The following is a 14,683-nucleotide window of genomic DNA, read 5'->3' on the forward strand; positions in this document are numbered from 1 at the left end:
CCCGGCGGCTGAACCGGATCCGGGCGCGGCCCCCGGGGCGCGCGCCCCGGGAGCCTCTCCGTACGCGGACTCCTACGCGTACGTCGTGCGGTGAGCCGCTCGTACGCCGCTCGTACGCCGCGAAAGGAGTCAGACGACCTCGGCCTGCTTGGGAGTGGCGGCCGCGCCCCGTGCCTGCGTGTCGTCCGACGACGTGGTCTCCGGGCCCGCTCCCCGCAGCGGGACCTCCTTGACGAACACCGAGGCGAGCAGGGCGATGACGCCGACCGAGGCGCCCACCAGGAACGCGATGTGCGTGCCGGACGACACCGCGTACTGGTACGCCTCACGCACCGCGTCCGGCAGCTTCGCCAGGCTCGCCGCGTCCAGCTGCGCGGACTTCGCGGTGGCTGCCCCGCCGCCGCGGGCCGCCATCTCGTCCTGCACCCGTCCGGTGAACAGCGCGCCCATGATCGCGACGCCGAAGGAGCTGCCGAGCGTACGGAAGAGGGTGGTCGCGGAGGAGGCGACGCCCATGTCCTTCATCTCCACGCTGTTCTGCGCGACGAGCATCGTGATCTGCATCAGGAAGCCCATGCCCGCGCCGAGCACCGCCATGTAGATGCCCGAGGTCAACCGTGTGGTGGCGGTGTCCATCTGGGAGAGCAGGAACAGACCGGCCACCATCAGGGCGGAGCCCACGATGGGGAAGATCTTGTACTTGCCGGTGCTGGTGGTGACCCGTCCCGCGAACAGTGAGACCACCATCATCGCCAGCAGCATCGGCAGGAGCAGCAGACCCGAGTTGGTCGCGGAGGCGCCCTGGACGGACTGCTGGTACAGCGGCAGGAAGAGCACCGCACCGAACATCACGAAGCCCACCATGAAGCCGACGACGGACATCAGGGTGAAGTTGCGACTGCGGAATATGTGCAGCGGAATGATCGGTTCCGCGGCCTTGGTCTCGACGGCGAGGAAGCCGACGAGCGAGGCGACACCGATCACGATGAGCTCCACGATCACAGCGGAGTTCCAGTCGTACTCCGAACCGCCCCAGGTGGTGACCAGCACGATCGCGGTGATGCCGAGAGTCAGCAGCCCGGCGCCGAGGTAGTCGACCTTCGCCGTGGTGCGCTCACGCTTCGGCAGATGCAGTACGGCGGTGACCATGGCGAGGGCGACCGCGCCGAGCGGCAGGTTGATGTAGAAGCTCCAGCGCCAGCCGAGGTGGTCGGTGATGGTGCCGCCGACCAGCGGTCCGCCGATCATGGCGATGGCCATGACACCGGCCATCATGCCCTGGTACTTGCCGCGTTCGCGGGGCGGTACGAGGTCTCCGATGATCGCCATGACGCCAACCATCAGACCGCCCGCGCCGAGCCCCTGGACCGCCCGGAAACCGATCAGCTGGCCCATGTCCTGGGCCATTCCGCTCAGCACCGAGCCGATCAGGAAGATCACGATGGACGTGAGGAAGATGCCCTTGCGCCCGTACATGTCGCCGAGCTTGCCCCAGATGGGGGTGGAGGCGGCGGTGGCCAGGGTGTACGCGGTGACGACCCAGGACAGATGCTCCAGGCCGCCCAGGTCACCGACGATGGTCGGCATGGCCGTGCCGACGATCAGGTTGTCCAGCATGGCGAGCAGCATCGTGATCATGAGGGCGAGCATCACCACCCGGACACTGCGCTGCCGCTTCCCGGGTTTCCCGCCAGGCACGTCGGCACCAGCCGCCTTTCCGCCGGCCGCCTTCTTCAGATCGGACATTGGTCCCCACTCCCCTGATCCCCTGTGTGGGCCGGACACTTACTTGCCGCCCGGCTAGTTGACTACACTGGGGAAAGTAGACCCGTAACTAGCCGGGCGTCAAGTAAGTTTTTTGAGGGAGAGCTTCATGGGCCGCACACCGCAGCAGCGCCGTGGCAACACGCGCCAGCGCATTCAGGATGTAGCCCTGGAGCTCTTCGCCGAACAGGGCTACGAGAAGACCTCGCTCCGCGAGATCTCCGAGCGGCTGGATGTCACCAAGGCCGCGCTGTACTACCACTTCAAGACCAAGGAAGACATCCTGGTCAGCATCTTCGAGGACCTGAACCGTCCGGTCGAGGAGCTGCTCGCCTGGGGCAAGGAGCAGCCGCGCACCCTGGAGACGAAGAAGGAGATCCTCAGCCGCTACAGCGAGGCCCTGATCGCCGCCGCCCCGCTGTTCCGCTTCATGCAGGAGAACCAGGCGGCCGTACGGGACCTCAGCATCGGGGTGACCATCAAGCAACGCGTCGTCGCCCTGGTCGACCTGATCCAGGAACCCGGCGCATCACTGACCGACCAGGTGCGCTGCTTCACCGCGCTCTTCGCGACGCACGCGGGCATGTTCGCCCTCAAGGACCTCGAAGGCGACCCCGAGGAGAAGCGCAAGGCCATCCTCGAAGTCGCCTTCGATCTGGTCACCCGGGCGCACAGCCCGGGGTCCGCCGAGTAGCGGGGTACACCCCGGTCGGGTCAGACCATGACGCCTTCCTTGTGCAGGAACGAGACCGGGTTGATCGCGGAACCGTAGTTCGGCGTGGTCCGGATCTCGAAGTGCAGGTGCGGGCCGCTGGAGTTTCCGGTGTTGCCGGAGAGTGCGATCTTCTCGCCCGTCTTCACGGTCTGGCCGACGTGCACATCGATCCGCGACAGGTGGGCGTACTGCGAGTACGTGCCGTTGCCGTGGCTGATCACGATGGCGTTGCCGTACGCGGGGCCGTCGCCGCCGCCGTTCGGACCGACCTTCACCACGGTGCCGCTGTGCGCGGCCTGGACCTTGGTGCCGATCGGCACGGCGAAGTCCTGGCCGGAGTGCTTGTGGGCCCAGCGGGCGCCGTCGTTGCCGAAGCTGGCGCTCAGCACGTACTGGCGTACCGGGGTCTCCCAGGCGGCGGCCTTTTTCACGGCCACCTTCTCGGCCGCCGCGCGTTCGGCCTTGGCTGCCTTGGCTGCCTTGGCTGCCTTGGCTGCCTCGGCCGCCTCGGCCGCCTCGGCCGCCTTGCCCTGCACGGCCGCCTGCTTGGCGACCGAGTCGGCCGCGCCCATATCGACCAGGCTCGCGGTGCCGGGGGCACCCGCCGCGCCGGCCGCGAACGCAGCGCCCACGCCGAGAACCATCGACGTCCCCAGGCCGGCTGCCACCACGGCGCCACGGACACGGGACAGGGACGGGCGACGAGAGTGCTGGAACGAAACGCGCTTCGACATAAGCGGAGAACCTCCGGAGATGACTGGACCTGGCGCTTCCGCCGGGCTGGCCATTCCTTGGTAACCCGCACCCCCACTAATGCCCAAACACCCCATCTACGAACAAAAGCCGTAGCCGAAGCCTCGGGAGTTCGCCGGAAGTGGTTTGGCGCATGCCGCTTTCGAACTCGTCGAAACTCTTTTTTCGGACCGGTTTAACCCCAGCTCAAAACTGCTCGAACCTGACTAAACATAGCGATCCAGGCTTCCCTCCCTCTGCCTCCGAAAGCCTCTCCTTGCGCAGGGGCAGAAGCCCCTGCTGCGATCACGGCATTTCCCCCTATCGCCCCTAGTAGGCCCCGAACGGGCTGTGCGCCTTGTCACCATCGGCGGGGCCAAAGGCCGTCCGATTCGGGACTTTCGGCCCGCTCAACGGCTCGACACTCCTGAAAAGCCCCCGGCTGGAATCCTCCGCCTCGGCGCGGACCCTGCGAGGGCGTGATTCGGACCGCCCGGGTCACCGGCCTCACCATGCGGGTGGCGCCGCTGGCGGAGTTCGAGGGGGAGGCGACCGTCCCCTCCGTCAAAGAACCGGTGCTCCGCTGCGACCCGGAACCGGTCGGCGGGTTCGAGTGGCTCCCCGGGGTCTTTCCCTTGTCGGGGTCGTTCCGGTTCCCCCCGTCCACGGACGAGGGGAGCATCGAGACGAGGGAGCATCGATCTGTCCCGCTCGAAGCCCTGCCCGGACTCCGGAGCGCCATCACCGGCGGCCATCGGCTCATCGGCGGCGAAGGCCTCGATGTGCGCTGCCGACTGCAGCACCGCGGCACGGCGGGCACGGCGGGCACCGCGGCACCGCACCACGGCAAAAGGGGCTGCCCCGGACCGTTCTCACGGTTCCGGGGCAGCCCCTTCGGATGCTCAGGCGCTCGGAGGCGTCCTTACACGTCCTTCGACATGTTCGGGCCTGCGCCACCCGCCGCCTGCTCGATCGGGGGGACGTCGGGCAGAGCCGACTTCTCCTCGCCGCGGAAGGTGAACTTCTTCTCCTCACCCTCGCCCTCGGTGCCGACGACCACGATGTGACCGGAGCGCAGCTCACCGAAGAGGATCTTCTCGGAGAGGATGTCCTCGATCTCGCGCTGGATCGTCCGGCGCAGCGGCCGGGCGCCCATCACGGGGTCGTAGCCCTTCTTCGCCAGGAGCGACTTGGCTTCCGAGCTCAGCTCGATGCCCATGTCGCGGTCCTTCAGGCGCTCGTCCACCTTGGCCAGCATGAGGTCGACGATCTGGATGATGTCTTCCTCGGTGAGCTGGTGGAAGACGACCGTGTCGTCGACACGGTTGAGGAACTCGGGGCGGAAGTGCTGCTTGAGCTCTTCGTTGACCTTGGCCTTCATCCGCTCGTAGTTCGTCTTGACGTCACCCTGGGCGGCGAAGCCCAGGTTGAAGCCCTTGGAGATGTCCCGGGTCCCGAGGTTGGTCGTCATGATGATGACCGTGTTCTTGAAGTCCACGACCCGGCCCTGGGAGTCGGTCAGGCGACCGTCTTCCAGAATCTGGAGCAGGGAATTGAAGATATCGGGGTGGGCCTTCTCGACCTCGTCGAAGAGGACGACGGAGAACGGCTTGCGGCGCACCTTCTCGGTGAGCTGGCCGCCCTCCTCGTAACCCACGTAGCCGGGGGGAGAACCGAAGAGGCGGGAAACCGTGTGCTTCTCGCTGAACTCCGACATGTCGAGGGCGATCAGCGCGTCCTCGTCGCCGAAGAGGAATTCGGCGAGCGTCTTGGAGAGCTCCGTCTTACCGACACCGGACGGGCCGGCGAAGATGAACGAGCCACCGGGGCGCTTCGGGTCCTTCAGGCCGGCTCGCGTACGGCGGATCGCCTGCGAGAGGGCCTTGATGGCGTCCTGCTGGCCGATGACGCGCTTGTGGAGCTCGTCCTCCATGCGCAGCAGACGGGAGGACTCCTCCTCCGTCAGCTTGAAGACCGGAATGCCGGTCGCGGTGGCCAGGACTTCGGCGATCAGCTCGCCGTCGACCTCGGCCACGACGTCCATGTCGCCGGCCTTCCACTCCTTCTCGCGCTTGGTCTTCGCTGCGAGAAGCTGCTTCTCCTTGTCGCGCAGGGAGGCGGCCTTCTCGAAGTCCTGCGAGTCGATCGCGGACTCCTTGTCGCGGCGTACGCCCGCGATCTTCTCGTCGAACTCGCGGAGGTCCGGCGGCGCGGTCATCCGGCGGATGCGCATCCGGGAACCGGCCTCGTCGATCAGGTCGATCGCCTTGTCCGGCAGGAAGCGGTCCGAGATGTACCGGTCCGCCAGCGTCGCGGCCTGGACCAGCGCCTCGTCCGTGATGGAGACGCGGTGGTGGGCCTCGTAGCGGTCGCGCAGACCCTTGAGGATCTCGATGGTGTGCGGCAGCGACGGCTCCGCGACCTGGATGGGCTGGAAGCGGCGCTCGAGAGCAGCGTCCTTCTCCAGGTGCTTGCGGTACTCGTCGAGCGTCGTGGCACCGATGGTCTGCAGCTCGCCGCGGGCCAGCATGGGCTTGAGGATGCTGGCGGCGTCGATCGCGCCCTCGGCGGCGCCCGCACCCACGAGGGTGTGGAGCTCGTCGATGAACAGGATGATGTCGCCGCGGGTGCGGATCTCCTTGAGGACCTTCTTCAGGCGCTCCTCGAAGTCACCGCGGTAGCGGGAGCCGGCGACCAGCGCACCGAGGTCGAGGGTGTAGAGGTGCTTGTCCTTGAGGGTCTCGGGCACCTCGCCCTTGACGATGGCCTGCGCCAGTCCTTCGACGACCGCCGTCTTGCCAACGCCGGGCTCGCCGATGAGAACCGGGTTGTTCTTGGTACGGCGGGAAAGCACCTGCATGACCCGCTCGATCTCCTTCTCGCGCCCGATGACCGGGTCGAGCTTGGATTCGCGAGCGGCCTGGGTGAGATTCCGGCCGAACTGGTCGAGCACCAGGGACGTGGAGGGCGTGCCTTCCGCGGGGCCGCCCGCGGTTGCCGCCTCCTTGCCGCCCGAGTAGCCGGAGAGCAGCTGGATGACCTGCTGCCGCACCCGGTTCAGGTCGGCGCCCAGCTTCACGAGGACCTGGGCTGCGACGCCCTCGCCCTCGCGGATCAGGCCGAGCAGGATGTGCTCGGTGCCGATGTAGTTGTGGCCGAGCTGGAGGGCCTCGCGGAGCGACAGCTCCAGGACCTTCTTGGCCCGGGGGGTGAAGGGGATGTGCCCGGACGGAGCCTGCTGGCCCTGGCCGATGATCTCCTCCACCTGCTGGCGGACCGCCTCGAGCGAAATCCCGAGGCTCTCCAGGGCCTTAGCGGCGACACCCTCACCCTCATGGATAAGGCCCAGGAGGATGTGCTCGGTGCCGATGTAGTTGTGGTTGAGCATCCGGGCTTCTTCCTGAGCCAGGACGACAACCCGCCGCGCGCGGTCGGTGAACCTCTCGAACATCGTTAATCGCTCCTCAGAGCGGTCAGGCAGTAAGGGGTCGGTCCCCTCCCTGTCCTTCCGCAGCTTAGTCCCGCAAGCGGGGACCGCTCATTCCAACTGCCGACACCGTTCTTGGCCTCCTGCCCCGAACGCCGACATCTGCTCCAACCCGATGGTGCGAGACGATGTTCCCGCAGGCCAGGCAGATACCCCTTTCGCCACTACGCCGATGGCGAACGTGAGATGCCCGAGCCTGCGTGTCGCCCCTCCCCACTAGGGATGTCCTACCCGCAATTACAGACAGTCCATGCGGCGCACGTCGGTTCCCTCCGCTACGGGCGAACATCTTCGCGCTGCCGAACACGTCTCCACACCCCCACCTCGGGCACGTTGTGCGCTCACGCGCGAACTCTACGTAACCCCTGAGGCGGTTCGACCGTTCTTCCGACATGACCATCACCGTCCCGCCTGCCCTGCCGTCGCTCGCCGACGAGAGGGAGGGCCACGCCGAGTACGCACGGTGGGCGCAGTGGTACGAGCGCGAGCTCGGCTGGGCCACGGAGGGCACCACACCGGTGCGGCTGCTGACCGGGCTGCGGTTCGACGTCCTGGAGGTGCCTGCGGCCGCCGGCCATGCGGCGCTGCGGCGGGTGGGCCGCACCGGACCGGTGGCGCTGGCCGGTGCGCGGATGAACCTGCTGGTGGCAGCGGGAAGCGCCGACGAGTTGTCCGGGCTGCTCGACTGGCTGGAGTGGGGCGGCATCGCCCTCTCGCTGACCGCCATCGGTACGGGCGGTCGGATCACTGCGCCGACACCGCCCGGTCGGGTGGCGGGCCGGTCGGGGGCCGCCGTATGGCTGCGGCCCCCCGGGCTGCGGCACGAGGGAGAGCCGGAGCTCCCGGCCTTCTGCGGCCTCGGGAGCAGGGGTGGGGGTGCTCCCGATCTCGTACGGCTCGTGGACGCGGTGGCGACGGAATGCCACCGGGCCCGGTTGATGCGCGCCCGAACGGGGCGGTCGACCGATGAGTCGACAGCTCAGCCGTTGGCCTTCTCGTAAGCCTCACGGATCTCCGCGGGAACACGGCCGCGGTCATTCACATTGTGGCCGTTCTCGCGCGCCCACTTACGGATCTCCGCGGTGTCCTTGTTGCCACCCGTAACAGCGCGGCCCTTGCCACGGCCGGCCGCCGCGCGGCCACCCGTACGCCGGCCACCCTTGGTGTAGGGCTCAAGAAGGCCACGGAGCTTGTCCGCGTTGCTCGTGGTGAGGTCAATCTCGTACGTCTTGCCATCCAGAGCGAACGTGACTGTCTCGTCCGCCTCGCCACCGTCGAGGTCATCGACAAGAAGGACCTGAACCTTCTGTGCCACCGGATTTCCTTTCATCGAAAATGCAGTACGCGGAAAGGAAACCGCTTTTCCCCGGAAAACACAAACCCTCGGGAGAGGTTCAGCATCCCGAGAAGACGGGAAACATGCGCGATTCGGACATAGAGCTACGGCTTCTTGTGGCGGTCACAGGTGCAGAAGCATCCGGCTGTTGCCCAAGGTGTTCGGCTTCACTCGTTCGAGACCCAGGAACTCTGCTACACCCTCGTCATAGGAACGCAGCAGCTCGCTGTAGACATCTCCGTCGACCGGTGTCTCTCCGATCTCCACGAAGCCGTGCTTCGCGAAGAAGTCGACTTCGAAGGTGAGACAGAAAACCCGCCGCACACCCAGCCAACGGGCGGTCTGCAACAACTTGTCCAGTACTTGATGCCCGACTCCGGCACCCCTGATGCTGTGATCGACCGCGAGAGTACGCACTTCGGCGAGGTCTTCCCACATCACATGCAGTGCACCGCAGCCGATGACCCGGGCGTCCTCGTCGCGTTCTGCGATCCAGAACTCCTGGATGTCCTCGTAAAGCGTCACCGTTGCTTTGTCGAGCAGGATGCCTTCACGTACGTACCCGTCGAGGAGACGGCGGACCGATGCCACATCGCTGGTCCTGGCACGGCGGACAGTGATCGCCACGTTTATAACCGACGGTTCGGTACGGAAATCGGTATGCGGAAGCTCTGAGGACATACCCAGACGCTATCGTCCGGTCTCCGGCTCCGCGTCGTCGGCCGGATCTTCGGTCGCTTCTCCGGCTGGTTCATCAGTCGGCTCATCGCCCGGTTCATCGACCGCCTCACGGGTCGCTTCATCCGCTGCTTCGCCGGACGGCGGCTCGGGGGCCTCGTGCAGGTCGGGCAGAACGATCCGCATGGCGTCCTGGAGGGCCTCACGCTGCTCGGCGGACATCATGCCGAAGAAGGCGACAAGAGCGGCGGCGGGGTTGTCGCTGTGCGACCAGGCTTCGTTCATCAGTGCGGCCGAGTAGGCGGCGCGGGTGGAGACCGCCGTATATCGATATGCGCGGCCGTCGACTTCCCTGCGCACCCAGCCCTTCTGATGGAGATTGTCCATTACCGTCATGACGGTTGTGTAGGCGATGGAGCGTTCCCGCTGAAGGTCCTCAAGGACTTCCCGCACCGTGACGGGACGGTTCCATTGCCAGACCCGCGTCATCACGGCGTCTTCCAGATCTCCCAATTGGCGGGGCACAATGTCACTTTAGTGCCAGATGCCGGGAATGCTCGGCTATTTAAGCAGCAAAAGGGCGCACGGCTCTTGACAAGTCGTGCGCCCTTCACGTGCTGCGAGGTCCGGGGAAGTCAGACGCCGTCGGTACGCGATGCCTGCTGGGCCGATTCGGCGCGGCCGATCGCCATGTCCACGGCCGCGTCCTCCTTGGCCTTATTGGGACCGCCCTGGCTCTTGATGATCGTCACGACGAGGCCGATGAAGAAGGCGGCCATCACCACGGGGGGCACGAGCGCGGATACGTAGTCCATGGCGTCCAGAGTAGCGAGACGGGTACCGACTTCCGCGCGCCCCCTCCGTCTGGCGGCGAGGCTATCCCGCGGCCCGCTGCTGGGGTGGCGGGACCGGGCGGCGGGGCGGGAAGACCTCCGAGGGCTTCGGCGCCGGACGGTCGGACGGCCGGGCCGGCCGGGGCGGGGCCGCCGGTGTCTTCGGCCGTTCGGGTTCGGGCTCGGCGGCCCGGCCGCCGGGCAGGGCGAGGAGCCGGCTGCGGGGTACGCGGGCCGCCGACGGCGCGGCACGTCCGGCGAGGCGGGCCCGCACCGACCGCTCCACGAGCTCCTGGCAGCGCTCCAGGAGCGCCGCGGCCATCGGCCTGTGGCGCAGGGCGCGCAGCGCTGCGAGGTCATCGGGACGGGGGTCGTATCCGCACGCCAGGGCGTCCTGGAGCAGCTCCAGATAACCGCTGACGGAGCCGGGGAGGGCGTTGCGGTAGCGGACGAGGTCGGCGAGGAGGAACGCGCGCAGCCGTCCCGCCTCGCCGACCGCCTCGTCCACGGCGCCCGCCAGCCGCAGGCAGTCCTGGACGTCCTCGTCGGGCAGGTGCGTAGGGTGAAGGGCGATGGCGAGGGCGCGTCGGAGCACACGCAGCTCGTCCGCGCTGAACGCCATACCGCCGCGTGATCCGTAAGGCGTGGGCATGACGCGACAATACGTGCTAAATGGACAAAATCGGCTTAACTGGCAGTCAGCGGCGCGGCGGCGGCCCCCGTTCCGCCGAACCGTTACCGCTGGCTCCGCCCCGTATTCGCTACGTCCGGGACACGTTCCGCTCGTACACCAGACGCAGGCCGACAAGGGTGAGCCAGGGCTCGTGCTCGTCGATGACGGAGGACTCGCCCAACACCATCGGCGCAAGGCCGCCCGTCGCGATGACGGTGACGTCGTCGGGGTCGGCCGCCAGCTCCTTCTTCATCCGTGCGACGACGCCGTCGACCTGGCCCGCGAAGCCGTAGATGATGCCCGACTGCATCGCCTCGACGGTGTTCTTGCCGATCACGCTGCGCGGCCGGGCCAGCTCGATCTTGCGGAGCTGGGCGCCCTTGACGCCCAGTGCCTCGACCGAGATCTCTATGCCGGGGGCGATGACACCGCCGGTGTACTCGCCGCGGGCGGAGACCGCGTCGAAAGTGGTGGCCGTGCCGAAGTCGACGACGATCGCCGGACCGCCGTACAGGTCGACGGCGGCCACCGCGTTGATGATGCGGTCCGCGCCGACCTCCTTCGGGTTGTCCATCAGGATCGGCACCCCGGTCTTGACGCCCGGCTCGACAAGGACCGCGGGGACGTCGCCGTAGTAGCGGCGGGTCACCTCCCGCAGCTCGTGCAGGACGGCCGGGACCGTGGAGCAGATCGCGATGCCCTCGATGCCGTCGCCCAGCTCCTCGCCGAGCAGCGGGTGCATGCCCATCAAGCCCTGGAGCAGCACCGCGAGCTCGTCCGCGGTGCGGCGGGCATCGGTGGAGATCCGCCAGTGCTCGACGATCTCCTCACCGTCGAACAGGCCGAGGACGGTGTGGGTGTTGCCGACGTCGATGGTGAGCAGCATCAGACGCCGGCCCCGTAGGTGTCGCGGAAGTCCAGGCCGATGTCGAGGATCGGCGAGGAGTGGGTGAGCGCACCGACCGCCAGGTAGTCGACGCCCGCTTCCGCGTAGGCGCGTGCGGTGTCGAGGGAGAGCCGGCCGGAGGACTCCAGGACCGCCCGACCGCCGACCAGGGCGACTGCCTCGGCCGTCTGCAGCGGCGTGAAGTTGTCCAGCAGGATCAGATCGGCTCCCGCGTCGATGACCTCGCGGACCTGCTGCAGCGTGTCGACCTCCACCTCGATCGGTACGTCCGGGAACTCGTCCCGTACCCGCTTGAAGGCCTCGGCCACGCCGCCCGCAGCGACGACGTGGTTGTCCTTGACCAGCGCCGCGTCCGACAGCGACATGCGGTGGTTGACGCCGCCGCCGCAGCGCACCGCGTACTTCTCCATGGCGCGCAGGCCCGGAGTGGTCTTGCGGGTGTCGCGGACCTTGGCCTTCGTGCCTTCGAGCACATCGGCCCAGGCGCGGGTGGCGGTCGCGATGCCGGAGAGCCTGCACAGCAGGTTGAGTGCGCTGCGCTCGCCGGTGAGCAGGTCGCGGGTGCGGGTGGTGACGGTCAGCAGCTTCTGGCCGGGGGCGACGCGGTCGCCGTCCTCGACATGGCGCTCGACGGCGAACTCGTCCGTGCAGACGATGGACAGGACGGCCTCGGCGACGCGCAGACCGGCCACGACGCCCGCCTCACGGGCGGTGAAGTCTCCGGTGGCCACCGCGTCCTCGGAAACGGTCGCGACTGTGGTGACGTCGACACCGCCGTCGAGGTCCTCCTCGATGGCGACGTGCGCGATGTCCTCGACCTGGACCGGGTCCAGGCCCGCATCGGCGAGGAGCTGGGCGAGATCGGGGTCGAGGCCGCACTCCAGGGGGTTGAGCTCGTAGAACTCGTCCCCGCCGCAGCCGCAGCCGTCCCCGCAGCCGCCCGCTGACGGTGCGGGCGCGCCGATCTGGATCAGCGGTACGTCCACGGGTGTGGGGCGCGGATTCTCTTCGGGCGTGCTCACGGTTACGGCTCCTCGGTGACGTCGGCGGGGTGAATCAATGGTGCTGCTGCGCAGTCTGGTGCCTGCGTCGGGCGTACGGGCCCGAATGCCTCGGTCCGCGTCCGGCGAAGGACCGGTCGACGCTCCGGGGTGAGCCGGACGACGAGGTGGCGGCGCCAGTTCTCGTCGTCGCGCTCGGGCCGGTCCTCGCGCCAGTGGCAGCCGCGGGTCTCCTCGCGCCGGCGGGCGGCGGCGACCAGGACGCGCGAGACGAGGAGCAGGTTGGTGGCCTCCCAAGCCTCGACGCCGGGCACCGCGACCTTGGCCTCGGCGGCCTCGGCAGCGGTGTTGTGCAGGGCCTCCAGCTCCTCGGCGGCGGCGGCCAGGCTCTCGGCGGAGCGGAGGACTCCGGCGCCCCGGGTCATGATCCGCTGGATCGTGCCGCGTGCCTCGGGGTCGAGCAGCGGCGAGGGGGCGGGGAAGGTGCCGACGGTCGCGGCGCCGGCGCTGGGACGGTCCTCGACGATGTCCGCCGCGATGCGCTCGGCGAAGACGAGGCCCTCCAGGAGGGAGTTCGACGCCAGCCGGTTCGCGCCGTGCACGCCGGTGCAGGCGACCTCACCACAGGCGTACAGACCGGGCACGGTCGTACGTCCCCGCAGGTCGGTGCGGATGCCGCCGGAGGCGTAGTGCGCGGCGGGGGCGACCGGGATGGGTTCGGTGATCGGGTCGATGCCGTGGGCGCGGCAGGCCGCCAGGATGGTGGGGAAGCGCTGTTCCCACATCTCGGCGCCGAAGTGACGGGCGTCGAGATACATGTGCTCGGTGCCGTGCAGCTCCATCTGGCGCGTGATGGCCTTGGCGACGATGTCGCGCGGGGCCAGTTCCGCCAGTTCGTGCTGCCCGGCCATGAAGCGCGTACCGGACGCGTCGACGAGATGGGCGCCCTCGCCCCGTACCGCCTCCGACACCAGGGGCTGCTGCCCCTCGGAGCCGGCGCCGAGGAAGAGGACCGTCGGGTGGAACTGGACGAATTCGAGGTCGGAGACCTCCGCACCGGCCCGCAGCGCCAGGGCCACGCCGTCGCCGGTGGAGACCGCCGGGTTGGTGGTGGCGGAGAAGACCTGGCCCATGCCGCCGGTGGCGAGGACCACCGCGGGGGCGCGGACCGCGCCGACACCGTCGTGCTGGCCCTCGCCCATGACGTGCAGGGTGACGCCCGCGGTACGGCCTTCGGCGTCGGTCAGGAGATCCAGGACCAGGGCGTTCTCGACGGTGTGCAGGGCGGCTTCGCGGACCGCTTCGACCAGGGCGCGGGAGATCTCGGCGCCCGTCGCGTCACCGCCCGCGTGCGCGATACGGCGGCGGTGGTGGCCGCCCTCGCGGGTCAGCGCGATGTCACCGCTGTCCGTGGTGTCGAAGGTGGCGCCGGTCTCGATCAGCCGCCGTACGGCGTCGGGGCCCTCGGTGACCAGGGTCCGTACCGCGGCCTCGTCGCACAGGCCCGCCCCCGCGACCAGAGTGTCGGCCAGATGCTGCTCGGGGGTGTCGCCGTCACCGAGGGCAGCCGCGATGCCGCCCTGCGCCCAGCGGGTGGAGCCGTCGTCGAGGCGGGCCTTGGTGACGACGACGGTGGCAAGGCCCGCGGCTGCGCAGCGCAGCGCGGTGGTGAGACCGGCCACGCCGGAGCCGACCACCACGACGTCGGCATCGATGGACCAGCCGGGGGCGGGGGCGGTCAGCCGTATTCCGGTCACGTGGTGGCTCCGAAGGTCAGCGGGATGTTGTCGATGAGGCGGGTCTTGCCCACCTTCGCGGCGATGGCGAGGAGCGCGTCACCGGTGGTGCGGTCGTCGGGGATCTCGGTGAAGTCCGCCGGGTCCACGAGCGCGAGGTAGTCCAGCGCGAGCGGCGGCTGTTCGGCGGCCGCGTCGTCGAGGATCAGCTGCGCCGCGGCGCGTACCGCCGCGGGTCCGTCCACGGGACGGGCCAGCGCCACCGCCTGGGTGTCGGCGGCCGCGCGGGCCTCGCCGAGCGCGGTGAGCGCGGCGGCCCTGCCGGTGGTCGCCGCGGTGGTCTGCGCGCGGGCGTGCAGCGCCTGCTGGGCGGCGAGCCTGTCCCGTGCGGCAAACAGGGCCCGGGAGAGGGCGAGGGCGGTGTGTCGTTCCTCGGCGTCCAGGAAGCGGTTGCGGCTGGAGAGCGCGAGGCCGTCCGGTTCGCGGACCGTCTCCACTCCGACGATCTCCACGGGGAAGTTCAGATCGCGCACCATGCGGCGGATCAGCGCCAGCTGCTGGGCGTCCTTCTGCCCGTAGAACGCGACGTCGGGGCGGGTGAGGTGCAGGAACTTGGCGACGACGGTGAGCATCCCGTCGAAGTGCCCGGGACGCGAGGCCCCTTCGAGCCGCTCGCCCATGGAGCCCGCCGAGATCCGGACCTGCGGTTCGCCGCCGGGGTAGACCTCGCCGACGGACGGTGCGAAGACCGCGTCCGCCCCGGCGGCGCCGGCCACGGCGAGATCGGCTTCGAGGGTACGGGGGTAGCGCTCCAGGTCGGC

At 68.8% G+C, this 14,683-nt stretch carries 14 protein-coding genes; 2 read left to right on the forward strand and 12 right to left on the reverse strand.

All coding sequences use genetic code 11. From position 1 onward, the window contains the following. Positions 1-129: 129 nt before the first annotated feature. On the reverse strand, positions 130-1,746 hold the full coding sequence (locus tag ABTZ94_RS29760) for an MDR family MFS transporter (protein ID WP_351205258.1): 1,617 nt from the start codon (positions 1,744-1,746) through the stop codon (positions 130-132). 127 nt (positions 1,747-1,873) lie between these two features. Here ABTZ94_RS29760 and ABTZ94_RS29765 point away from each other — a divergent pair, with 127 nt between their 5' ends. Then, complete coding sequence (locus ABTZ94_RS29765; RefSeq protein WP_351205260.1) at positions 1,874-2,458, forward strand: TetR/AcrR family transcriptional regulator; 585 nt, start codon at positions 1,874-1,876, stop codon at positions 2,456-2,458. Between the two features lie 20 nt (positions 2,459-2,478). Here ABTZ94_RS29765 and ABTZ94_RS29770 read toward each other — a convergent pair whose 3' ends face one another. Both ABTZ94_RS29770 and ABTZ94_RS29775 read right to left on the reverse strand, forming a co-directional pair. Then, a complete protein-coding gene (locus ABTZ94_RS29770) occupies positions 2,479-3,213 on the reverse strand; it encodes a M23 family metallopeptidase (RefSeq protein WP_351205262.1) in 735 nt (244 codons plus the stop codon). Between the two features lie 920 nt (positions 3,214-4,133). Continuing rightward, a complete protein-coding gene (locus ABTZ94_RS29775; protein ID WP_351205264.1) occupies positions 4,134-6,662 on the reverse strand; it encodes an ATP-dependent Clp protease ATP-binding subunit in 2,529 nt (842 codons plus the stop codon). 428 nt (positions 6,663-7,090) lie between these two features. On the opposite strand from ABTZ94_RS29775, the gene ABTZ94_RS29780 reads away from it, so the two are divergent. Further along, positions 7,091-7,699, forward strand: coding sequence for an SCO3374 family protein (locus ABTZ94_RS29780; RefSeq protein WP_351205266.1), 609 nt, complete (start codon positions 7,091-7,093; stop codon positions 7,697-7,699). On the opposite strand, the gene ABTZ94_RS29785 is transcribed toward ABTZ94_RS29780, so the two are convergent. The 9 genes from ABTZ94_RS29785 to ABTZ94_RS29825 form a co-directional block, all read right to left on the reverse strand. Then, positions 7,678-8,013 carry a histone-like nucleoid-structuring protein Lsr2 gene (locus ABTZ94_RS29785; RefSeq protein WP_093894032.1) on the reverse strand — a complete coding sequence of 112 codons (336 nt, stop codon included), beginning with the start codon at positions 8,011-8,013 and terminating at the stop codon, positions 7,678-7,680. The two genes, ABTZ94_RS29780 and ABTZ94_RS29785, sit on opposite strands and share 22 nt — an antisense overlap. 144 nt (positions 8,014-8,157) lie before the next feature. After that, positions 8,158-8,715, reverse strand: coding sequence for an amino-acid N-acetyltransferase (locus ABTZ94_RS29790; protein WP_327274511.1), 558 nt, complete (start codon positions 8,713-8,715; stop codon positions 8,158-8,160). 9 nt (positions 8,716-8,724) lie between these two features. Beyond that, positions 8,725-9,237 (reverse strand): BlaI/MecI/CopY family transcriptional regulator, encoded by a 513-nt coding sequence (locus ABTZ94_RS29795; RefSeq protein WP_351205268.1) that lies wholly within the window; start codon positions 9,235-9,237, stop codon positions 8,725-8,727. A 110-nt stretch (positions 9,238-9,347) separates the two neighbouring features. Further along, the gene (locus ABTZ94_RS29800) at positions 9,348-9,527 is read right to left on the reverse strand and encodes a hypothetical protein (RefSeq protein WP_351205270.1); all 180 of its coding nucleotides are present in this window, start codon (positions 9,525-9,527) and stop codon (positions 9,348-9,350) included. Between the two features lie 61 nt (positions 9,528-9,588). After that, positions 9,589-10,167 carry a hypothetical protein gene (locus ABTZ94_RS29805; RefSeq protein WP_351205280.1) on the reverse strand — a complete coding sequence of 193 codons (579 nt, stop codon included), beginning with the start codon at positions 10,165-10,167 and terminating at the stop codon, positions 9,589-9,591. 139 nt (positions 10,168-10,306) lie between these two features. Further along, positions 10,307-11,104 (reverse strand): type III pantothenate kinase, encoded by a 798-nt coding sequence (locus ABTZ94_RS29810; protein WP_351205272.1) that lies wholly within the window; start codon positions 11,102-11,104, stop codon positions 10,307-10,309. Then, a complete protein-coding gene (gene nadC, locus ABTZ94_RS29815; protein ID WP_351205274.1) occupies positions 11,104-12,147 on the reverse strand; it encodes a carboxylating nicotinate-nucleotide diphosphorylase in 1,044 nt (347 codons plus the stop codon). Before nadC ends, ABTZ94_RS29810 begins: the two co-directional genes overlap by 1 nt. A 2-nt stretch (positions 12,148-12,149) precedes the next feature. Then, positions 12,150-13,883, reverse strand: a complete 1,734-nt coding sequence (locus tag ABTZ94_RS29820; protein WP_351205276.1) for an L-aspartate oxidase — start codon at positions 13,881-13,883, stop codon at positions 12,150-12,152. Beyond that, a partial coding sequence (locus ABTZ94_RS29825) for a 4-phosphopantoate--beta-alanine ligase (RefSeq protein WP_351205278.1) occupies positions 13,880-14,683 on the reverse strand: 804 nt, incomplete at its 5' end. The genes ABTZ94_RS29820 and ABTZ94_RS29825, both read right to left, overlap by 4 nt.

It is taken from the genome of Streptomyces sp. NPDC002785 (assembly GCF_040295565.1).
Lineage (GTDB): Bacteria > Actinomycetota > Actinomycetes > Streptomycetales > Streptomycetaceae > Streptomyces.